The 9853-nt window shown below is 65.4% G+C and carries 7 protein-coding genes; 4 read left to right on the top strand and 3 right to left on the bottom strand.

Going from position 1 to position 9853, the window contains the following annotated elements; genetic code table 11:
- Positions 1-157 precede the first annotated feature (157 nt).
- The 3 genes from ACU5AX_RS15095 to ACU5AX_RS15085 all read left to right on the top strand — a co-directional run bounded on the left by ACU5AX_RS15095 (position 158) and on the right by ACU5AX_RS15085 (position 4554).
- A complete protein-coding gene (locus ACU5AX_RS15095) occupies positions 158-1045 on the top strand; it encodes a glycoside hydrolase family 16 protein (RefSeq protein ID WP_446691621.1) in 888 nt (295 codons plus the stop codon).
- A 350-nt stretch (positions 1046-1395) separates the two neighbouring features.
- Positions 1396-2832, top strand: coding sequence for a GH1 family beta-glucosidase (locus ACU5AX_RS15090; protein ID WP_446691620.1), 1437 nt, complete (start codon positions 1396-1398; stop codon positions 2830-2832).
- 42 nt (positions 2833-2874) lie between these two features.
- Positions 2875-4554 carry a glycoside hydrolase family 43 protein gene (locus ACU5AX_RS15085; RefSeq protein WP_446691619.1) on the top strand — a complete coding sequence of 560 codons (1680 nt, stop codon included), beginning with the start codon at positions 2875-2877 and terminating at the stop codon, positions 4552-4554.
- A gap of 43 nt (positions 4555-4597) precedes the next feature.
- On the opposite strand, the gene xylA is transcribed toward ACU5AX_RS15085, so the two are convergent.
- Genes xylA through ACU5AX_RS15070 form a run of 3 tightly spaced genes read right to left on the bottom strand, consistent with a single transcriptional unit; the run spans position 4598 to position 8390 of the window.
- Positions 4598-5911, bottom strand: coding sequence for a xylose isomerase (gene xylA / locus ACU5AX_RS15080; protein WP_446691618.1), 1314 nt, complete (start codon positions 5909-5911; stop codon positions 4598-4600).
- 6 nt (positions 5912-5917) lie between these two features.
- A complete protein-coding gene (gene xylB / locus ACU5AX_RS15075) occupies positions 5918-7366 on the bottom strand; it encodes a xylulokinase (protein ID WP_446691617.1) in 1449 nt (482 codons plus the stop codon).
- 4 nt (positions 7367-7370) lie between these two features.
- Positions 7371-8390 carry a glycoside hydrolase family 43 protein gene (locus ACU5AX_RS15070; RefSeq protein ID WP_446691616.1) on the bottom strand — a complete coding sequence of 340 codons (1020 nt, stop codon included), beginning with the start codon at positions 8388-8390 and terminating at the stop codon, positions 7371-7373.
- 415 nt (positions 8391-8805) lie between these two features.
- Here ACU5AX_RS15070 and ACU5AX_RS15065 point away from each other — a divergent pair, with 415 nt between their 5' ends.
- The gene (locus tag ACU5AX_RS15065; protein ID WP_446691637.1) at positions 8806-9816 is read left to right on the top strand and encodes a LacI family DNA-binding transcriptional regulator; all 1011 of its coding nucleotides are present in this window, start codon (positions 8806-8808) and stop codon (positions 9814-9816) included.
- The last annotated feature ends 37 nt before the right edge of the window (positions 9817-9853 follow it).

Here is a 9853-nt window from a genome sequence, read left to right as displayed (position 1 = left end):
TGGAAAACCGACTTGGCCAGATCAATGCCGACTGTGCTAACCTCTTCCATGGACGCCTCCTGCAGTGGTGCTTCAACACCTCCACTCTGGCACATCGATGCCGTCAGGGGGCGTCCACCCCAACGCATCTGGGTCGCCGCTGCCGGTGGCCACTACAGTGCGCAACGTTTATCTCTGTATTCCAAAAGCAGTAGGCATTCCCTATCGGCTAGGAAGAGAGGAAACGATGGGACTGATCTTAGCCGTCTTGCAGGCTGCGTCGCTTGGCGCGGCGAACTACGCCGTGGATGTCCCGATGGTTGTGCCCGAAGGCGCGCCAAGCTTCGCCGACGAATTCCGCGGTGGGACGGTGGACGCTCACACATGGCGGTTCGATACCTCGCGTAATGCAGTCGGCTGGTTCAACAACGAGCGCCAATATTATGCGAGGGATCGCTCCGCGAATGCGCGGATCGAGGAGGGCGCGCTCGTGATCGAGGCGCGACATGAGCGGGCGACGCGATCGCGGTTCAGAGACGCGGGCGGGCAGGACTACACGTCTGCCAAACTCGTCAGCCGGCAGCCGTTGGGTTATGGTTTCTTTGAGATTCGTGCCAAGCTGCCATGCGGACGCGGCGCATGGCCGGCGATTTGGCTGTTGCCGTCGAGCGGGTCCTGGCCCGATCGGGGTGAGATCGACGTGATGGAGATGGTCGGCTGGGATCCGAACGTCATTCATGCGACATTGCATTCAGGCACGTTTAATCATCGGCTGGGGACCCAGCGAGGCGCGGAGCGGCACATGCCGACCAGTTGTACCGCCTATCACCGCTATCAGCTCGACTGGCGCCCGGGCGCAATCACGATTGGGGTCGATGGCCATGGGTATATGCGGGTCGCGCAGCCGCCGGCGCCCGACCACGGCGCGTGGCCGTTCACGCGCCCTTACAATCTTATCCTGAACGTTGCGATCGGTGGAGACTGGGGCGGCCAGAAGGGTATCGATGATGCGGCCTTCCCCCAAGCGATGCGCATCGATTATGTTCGCTACTGGAAGGCGCAGTAGAGCAGCCACAACGCGCAACGCGGTTCGCGCCGACTCCTTACGCTCTAGGACGGCAGCCTGATCGCTGCCGGCGAGGTTGTGCATCGCTAAAAGCTATCGCCCGGTAGCTGTCGCTTCGCCGAACCGAGCAAATGGCTGCATGCGGGTGAACCGCCGTCGCCTATGAACGTCGGCTTATGGGTCAGTCGCGGCGGAAGGGCAGGGCGGCCGCTTCCCGGCAAGGAACTGACGCGCATCCACGTTGAGCGCAAAACCGGTAGTATTTTGCAAGCGAGAGCCGCGACCAGACTTTTCTTGGCGACCCGTTTCTGACAATCAGTGTCTGATAACGCTACCAATAAGGAGGGGACATGAACCGCCGCGACGTAATCAAGACGGGGCTGACGACTGGTGGGGGATTGGCCGCGTTCAGTCCGAAAGGCCTCATGGCGGCGACGACCGAGCGTCGGCGATTGGATTCCAGCTTTCCGAAGAACTTCCTCTGGGGCTGTGCGACTGCGTCCTACCAGATCGAAGGGGCGGTCAAGGAAGACGGGCGTGGCGCAACGATCTGGGATGTATTCTCCCACACGCAAGGGAAGGTCGCCAATGGCGACACGGGCGACGTCGCCTGCGATAGCTATCACCGTTATCGTGACGACATCAGGCTGCTGAAAGACCTCGGTGTCGGTGCCTACCGCATGTCGATCGCCTGGTCCCGGATGTTCCCCGAGGGACGGGGCGCGGCCAATCAGAAGGGTATCGATTATTACAACCGGGTCATCGACACTCTGCTTGCCGCCGGAATCAAGCCATATGTGACGCTGTTCCACTGGGATCTGCCAGCAGGCCTGCCGGGGGAATGGCGTAACCGCGATACAGCACTCGCCTTCGCCGATTATGCCGGCTTCATGGCGGGCAAATTGTCCGATCGCGTTCGCCACTTCATGACGGTCAACGAATTGCGGTGCTTCACCGATCTCGGCCATCTGCAAGGGATCCACGCGCCCGGGCTCAAGCTGCCGCCCGCCGAGGTCAATCAGGTCCGCCATCATGGCGTGCTGGCGCATGGCCTCGGGGTGCAGGCGATCCGCGCCCATGCCCGCGCGGGAACGCAGGTCGGCCTGGCCGACAACACGACGATCTACACGCCCGTGATCGAGACGCCCGAGCATATCGCCGCCGCGAAGAAGGCGACGCGGGAAATGAATGCGATGTTCCTGACCGCTATCATGGAGGGGCGGTATATCGACGAATATCTGGGGCAGGAGGGAGCCGCGGCGCCGAAGGTGCAAGCGGGAGACATGGCTGCGATCGGCAGTCCGCTCGATTTTGTATCGCTCAATGTCTATACGCCCGAATGGGTACGGGCCGACGACAGCCCCAAAGGTTATGCCGTCGTTCCGCATATCGCCTCGTCGCCGCGCATGGCGTCGCCCTGGCTCATCGTCGGGCCCGAAGTCGCCTATTGGGCGGTGCGTCTGGTCAGCGAATTGTGGGACCCCAAGACGCTGTTCATTTCCGAAAACGGCGCCTCCGCCGATGACCCGATGACCAATGGTCGGGTCGATGACGTCGACCGGGTCATGTATCTGCGCAACTATGTCGGCCAGTTCCGACGGGCGGTCGCTGAGGGCTATCCGCTCAAGGGCTATTTCCTGTGGAGCCTGATGGACAATTTTGAATGGGCTGATGGCTATACCAAGCGGTTCGGCATCCATTATGTCGATTTCGCGACCCAGAAGCGCACGCCCAAGCTCAGCGCGCGATGGTATCGCGAGGTGATCCGCCGCAACGCTCTCGTCTAGAGCCAGGCGGGGGGTGATGCACGGACGGCGAGAGGAGCGCGCATGCTTCGCCAGCTGATTCCGGTGGCGTTGGCCACCCTGGTCCCGGGGGTCGCGCCGTCGTCGCCCGAACCGGTGCGCTTCACCGACTTCCGCTATGCGGGGCATGACGCGACGTTTGATACGATCCCGCACGGCCATTACGCCAATCCCATCCTTCCTGGCTTCTACCCGGATCCCAGCGTCATTCGCGTCGGTCGCTGGTTCTACCTGGTCAATTCTACCTTCTCCTATTTCCCGGGCCTGCCGGTGTTCCGCAGCAGCGACCTGGTGCACTGGGTGCAGATCGGCAACGCGATCGACCGACCAGGTCAGATCGACCTAACCGGTCGGGGTCTGTCGGAAGGGTTGTTCGCGCCCGCGCTGCATTATGCCGGCGGGTTGTTCTACATTATCAATACCTGCGTCGGCTGCGGCGGGACCTTCGTCGTCAGCGCCCGCGATCCGGCGGGCCCATGGTCCGACCCCGTCTGGATTCGGGAGGTGGGCGGTATCGATCCTTCGCTGTTCACCGATGCGGACGGTTCGACCTGGCTGGTCAACAACGACGCGTCGCCGGAGGCACCGCGGTACGACGGACATCGCGCAATCTGGATCCGGCGGTTCGATCTCGCCACGCTAAAGGTCGCGGGGCCGGCCATTCCGATCGTCGACGGTGGCATCGATCCCGCGGCCAGGCCGGTGTGGGTCGAGGGGCCGCATCTCTTCCGACACGACGGCCACTATTACCTGATCACTGCCGAGGGCGGTACGAGCACAAACCATTCGGAGACGGTGTACCGCGCGAGCCGGCCGAATGGTCCCTTCGTGCCCTGGCCGCGCCCGATCCTGACGCAGCGCGACCTTCCGCCAGGGCGGCCTGCGCCGATCACCTCCGCGGGACATGCGCAGTTGGTCAACGCGGGGGCGGCGGGATGGTGGGCGGTATTCCTGGCCACCCGGCCCTATGCGGGGGACCTGTACAATACAGGCCGCGAAACCTTCCTGCTGCCGGTGACCTGGCGGGCGGGTTGGCCGGTGGTGACAGAGCCGGGAACAACGATCCCATATGCGGTGCGCCGACCGGCACTGCCGACGCCGCAAGGTGGCCGGGCCATGGCGAGCGGGAATGCCGTCACTGACGACACATTCGTCGAACCGAGCCTGGCGACGACGTGGCTGATGGTGCGCACACCCAAAACGCAGTGGTGGCATACCGGTCGAGGCGGTCTCCGCCTCGACCCACGGACGGAGCCGATCGGCGGGACTGGGCAGCCGAGCTTTCTGGGGCATCGGCAGCAGCACATGCATGCGCAGGCGACGACGACGGTGAGCGTCGCCGCGATGCGGAACGGCGCCAAGGCGGGGCTCGTCGCCTATCAGAACGAGGCGCATTATTATTTCATCGGCATGGTGCAGGACCAAGGACGCCGGCAGATGCGGGTCGAACGCCGCGCCGGCAGCGGCGATCCGATCGGCGGCGCGATACTGACGAGCACGCCGCTGCCCGACGGCGTCGGCGGCCCTGGCTCGCCCGTGCAGCTGCGGATCGCGGCCGACGGCGGCCGTTATACGTTCGACTATGCGACTGCGCCGGGGCGATGGGTGAGGCTGCTGGGTGATGCCGATGGCACGGTGCTCAGTACGGCACGCGCCGGGGGCTTTGTCGGGACGACGATCGGGCCCTACGCTTATTCGCCGTAGTCGATCGGGGCGACGCATGACGCGCCGCCCCGATCGACCGACATCAGAAGCGGTTGAGCAGGTTCTCGAGCCATTCCTGCCGGCCGGAGCGCGGTTGCGGGTCGAGGTTGCGGCTTACGGCGAGGTCGGCGATGTCGGCGAGGCCGGTATCGTCGGCATGGATCATGCGGCCGAGTTCCTCGTCCCATCCGGCATAGCGGTCGCGCTTGAAGGCATCGATCCGGCCGTCCTCGATGATCGCCGCCGCGTTGAGCAGCGAGCGGGCGACGGTATCGATGCCGCCGATATGGCCGTGGAACAGGTCGACCGCGTCAATCGACTGGCGCCGCACCTTGGCATCGAAGTTGAAGCCGCCCGTCGTGAAGCCGCCCGCCCGCACGATCTCCAACGTCGCGCGGGTCAGTTCCTCTACCGAATTGGGGAATTGGTCGGTGTCCCACCCATTCTGGTAATCGCCGCGGTTAGCGTCGATCGACCCGAAGATGCCCAGCGACGCCGCGGTCGCGATCTCGTGTTCGAACGTGTGGCTGGCGAGCGTCGCATGATTCGCTTCGATATTGACCTTGACCTCGTTTTCCAGCCCGTGGCGCTTCAGAAAGCCGTAGACGGTCGCGGTGTCGAAGTCATATTGGTGCTTGGTTGGCTCGAACGGCTTAGGTTCGATGAGGATCGCGCCGGTGAAGCCGATCTTGTGCTTGTGCTCGACCACCAGGCTGAGGAAGCGGCCGAGGTTGTCGGTCTCGCGCTTCAGATCGGTATTGATCAGCGTCTCATAGCCCTCACGGCCGCCCCACAGCACGTAATTGGCGCCACCCAGCCGATGTGTCGCCTCCAGCGCGGCGCGCACCTGCATCGCGCCCCAGGCAAACACCTCCGGATCCGGGTTGGTCGCGGCGCCCGCGGCGTAGCGCGGATCGCTGAACAGATTGGCGGTGCCCCATAGCAGCTTGATGCCGCTATCGGCCTGCAGGGTCTCGAGATGGTCGACCGCTTCGCCAAAATAGCGGCCGTATTCTGCGACGCTGGCGGCGTGCGCCGAGACGTCGACGTCGTGCCAACAGTAGAAAGGGACGTCGAGCCGCTTGACGAAATCGAACGCCGCCGCGCGCTTCGCCGCCGCACCTTCCGGCGTATGGGCGTGCGCGGCCCAGGGACGCGAGAAGGTACCCGGCCCGAAGACGTCGCTGCCCGGCCAGCAGAAGGTGTGCCACATACACACCGCGAAGCGCAGATGCTCTGCCATCGTCTTGCCCAGGACGACGCGGTTCTTGTCGTAGAAGCGATAGGCGAGGTCGTCGTCCGTATCCGGCCCCTTGAAGGTGACGGTCGGGATATCCGCGAAATAGTCGGTCGCCATGGTGGGTCAGATGCCTTTCGGTGTGATGCGGGGATAGGCGTCGCGGAAGCGCGCCTTCTTGGCGGACAATCGATCGACCAACTGCGGATCGGGATCGATCATATGGGATATGGGCGGCGGCGCGCAGACGGTGGCGGGATCGCCGCCGTCGACCGCGATCTGCGCCAGGCGCGCGGCGCCGAGCGCAGGCCCGACCTCGCCGCCCTTGAGGTAGACGAGCTGGGTGTCGAGCGCGGCGGCGATGATCCGCCCCCAATAGGCCGAGCGCGCGCCGCCGCCGATCACCGCGAGCTGGTCGACGCGGGAGCCTGCGCCGGTCAGCGCGTCCAGCCCGTCGGCGAGCGCGAAGGCGACCCCTTCCAGCACCGCCTGCGCGAGTCGTTCCGGCCCGGTCTCGTTGTCGAGATGGAGAAAGGCGCCGCGCACCGCGACATCGTTGTGCGGCGTGCGTTCGCCGGACAGATAGGGAAGGAACAGCTCGGGGCCGGCGGCGGGGCCCGCCGTCTCGGCGCGCGCGAACACCTCCGCTGCACCGCCGGCACCGGTCAGCCGCGCGGCCCAATCAATGCAGGACGCCGCGGACAGGTGGACGCTCATCTGGTGCCACAGCCCGGGCAGGCAGTGGCAGAAGGCGTGGACGGCGCGCGCCGGATTGGGGCGGAAGGCGTCGGTCGCGACGAAGATCACCCCCGACGTGCCGAGCGACAGCAACGCATCGCCGTCGCGCACCACCCCGACGCCCGCCGCGCCCGCGGCATTGTCGCCCCCACCCGCCGCGACGGGCACGGACGGTACCCCCCAATGTTCGGCGACGTCGGCGCGCAGGCGCCCGGTGATGTCGGTTCCCTCGAACAGCCGGGGCATCTGTGCCTCGGTCAGGCCGCAGGCGCCAAGAGCGGCGTCGTTCCACCGCCGGGTCGCGCCGTCGAGCCATAACGTGCCGGCGCTGTCCGACAGGTCGGATGCCTTGTCGCCCGTCATGCGAAGCCGGACGTAATCCTTGGGCAGCAACACCGCCCGGACCTGCGCGAAAAGATGGGGTTCATGCGTGCGGACCCACATCAGTTTCGGGGCGGTGAAGCCCGGCATGGCGATGTTACCCGTGATCGCCTGCAGCGTCGGCAGCGCAAGCTCCAGTTCCGCGCATTCCGCAAAGCTCCTGCCGTCGTTCCACAGGATCGCCGGTCGCAGGGGCTGGTCGTCCGCACCGAGCAAGGTCGCGCCGTGCATCTGTCCGGCGAGCCCGATCCCGCGTACCGAACCCCGTATCCGAGGATCGATCGCCTGCACCGCGGCGGTCGTCGCCCGCCACCAGGATTCCGGGTCCTGTTCCGACCAGAGGGCGTGGGGGCGCTGGACATCGAGCGCGGCGATGCCCTGGCCGATGACCATGCCTTCCTCATCAACGACGACCGCTTTCACCCCGGAGGTGCCGATGTCGATTCCTAAAAACATCGGATTACGGCGCGAAGGGGTCAATGGTCGGGATCGAGCCGTCCGGCGCGAACCGGAGCTCGGTGACCTTGACGTTTCGCAGGTGGTTGCGGTTCGACATCTGCGTGTCGGCATAGAACAGCCACCACTTGCCGCTCCATTCCACGATCGAATGATGCGTCGTCCAGCCCTGCACCGGCTGCAGGATATGGCCGCGATAGGTGAACGGCCCGTACGGGCTGTTGCCGGTCGCGTAGTTCAGGAAGTGCGTATCGCCAGTCGAATAGGTGTAATAATAGACGTCGCCGCGACGGAACATCCACGATGCCTCGAAGAACCTCTTGTCGTGGTCGCCGCCCAGCACCGGCTTGCCGGTCGCGGGATCGAGGATCACGGCGTCGCGCGGCGTTTCGGCGAAGCTCTTCATGTCCGCGCCCATCCGGACGACCTTGCCCGACAAGGCGGGCGCATCGTCGCGGTGGAGATCGGTGTCGCTGCCGTTGGGGTCGAACGCGCCAGCGGTCCAGCGCTGCAGCTGGCCACCCCAGATGCCGCCGAAATACATGTAGGTCGCGCCGTCGCGGTCGGTGAATACGGCCGGATCCATCGAAAAACTGCCGGCGATCGGCTGAGGTTCGGCGCGGAATGGGCCCATCGGGTTCTTCGACGTCGCGACGCCGATGCGGAAGGCACCGAGACCGTTCTTGTCGCGTCGCCGGTCTCGAGCCGGGAAGTAGAGATAATAGATGCCGTTGCGATAGGCGGCGTCGGGCGCCCACATCTGCTTCGATGCCCAGGGCACATCCTTCACGTCGAGCGCGACGGGACCAACCGTGACCGGGCCGCCAATGCGATCCATGCGCAGCACGCGATAGTCGCGCATCGCATATTCGCTGCCCAAGTCGTCATCAGGGATATCGGTCGGCACGTCATGGCTGGGGTAGACGTAGATACGGCCGCCAAAGACGTGAGCGGAGGGATCGGCGGTGTAGATCTGCGTGGTCAGCGGCTGTGCGCGATAATGCCGTCCGTCCCGGGTCGTCATCGGAACGGGGGTGCCGGCCGGCGTGATTGCGCCGGGGACTTGGGATTGTGCCAATAGCGCCAAGGCGGACGTGACGAACGCCATGCACAAGCCCAATTTTCGGAATTTTTGGCTCACTTCACCCTCCCCTTGCAACCAAGTCTCTGGCGGACTTCGCGGTAGCGCTACCATATTGCGAAATTCGGGCATTGCAACCCGGCTTGCGAAACATTGCATTTCCCGATTGGCCGCGCCCGACCCACTACTGGGGTGCGATAACGCGCGGCCCACGACGAGCCGGCGGTCCTGCTTGCGCAGGGCAGCGGCCCTGTCGTACCGGATAGAGGCTTCTGTTCATGAGGAGATCATTCTGGCCATCGCCAAAACCAGCTCCCGCAACGGGCGTCGTCAGCGTGGCGCACCGACCATCAGCGACGTGGCACGGCATGCCGGCGTCTCGCCGATGACCGTGTCGCGCGTCATCAACGGCGAAAGCAACGTGCGTGCCGAAACACGCGAGTTGGTCAACGCTGCGGTCGAGGCGCTCAATTACACGCCCAATCAGGCGGCCCGCAGCCTCGCCGGCGCGGGGCAGGTGCGTATCGGCCTGCTTTACGCCAACCCCAGCGTGGGATTCGTCGGCGAGTTTCTGATCGGCAGTCTGGACGAAGCGACGCGGCGCAATGTCCAGCTGGTCTTCGAGCGCTATGGGGACGACGAGCGGGACGAAGAGGTCGCGACCCGGCTGATCGAGGATGGTATCGACGGGGTGGTGCTCACGCCGCCGCTGTGCGAGGCGGACCACGTCAGGGCGATGTTCGCTGCCGCGGGTATCCCCATGGTGTTGCTGGCCACGTCTCGCGGTGAGGGCGAGCAGCGCGCGGTCGCGATCGACGATGTCGCGGCGGCGCGCGAGATGACCAAGCATCTGCTGGCCCTTGGCCATCGGCGGATCGGCTTCGTTACGGGAAACCTCAACCTGTCGGCATCGGCACAACGCCTGCGCGGCTATCGAGAGGCGCTGGGAGAGGCGGGGCTGCCGCTCGACGACGACTTGGTGGCGGGCGGGCTTTATACCTATCGATCGGGGCTGGACGCAGCGGAGCAGTTGTTCGCCCTCGCCGAGCCGCCGACCGCGATCTTCGCCTCCAACGACGACATGGCGGCCGCGGTCGTGGCGGTCGCGCATCGCAACGACTTCGACGTCCCGGGCGACCTGACCGTCGTTGGATTCGACGACACGATACTGGCGACGGCGATCTGGCCCGAGCTGACGACCATCCGCCAGCCGATCGCCGACATGGCGCGGTTGTCCGTCAATCTGCTGGTCGATGCGATCCGCGGGCAGGGGGATCCGGCAGCGGATGCGGTCAGCCTGCTGCATTACACGCTGATCCGCCGCCAGTCCGACGCGCCGCCCAGGCGGCGGCCGCCCAGCGGAGGCTGACGCGCTGGCTTGACACGCCGCCTCCTGCTGATAGCGC

This window comes from Sphingomonas benefaciens (genome assembly GCF_052907485.1).
Note: the sequence above shows the minus strand (reverse complement) of the source record. Positions and strands in the feature narration are given on the sequence as shown.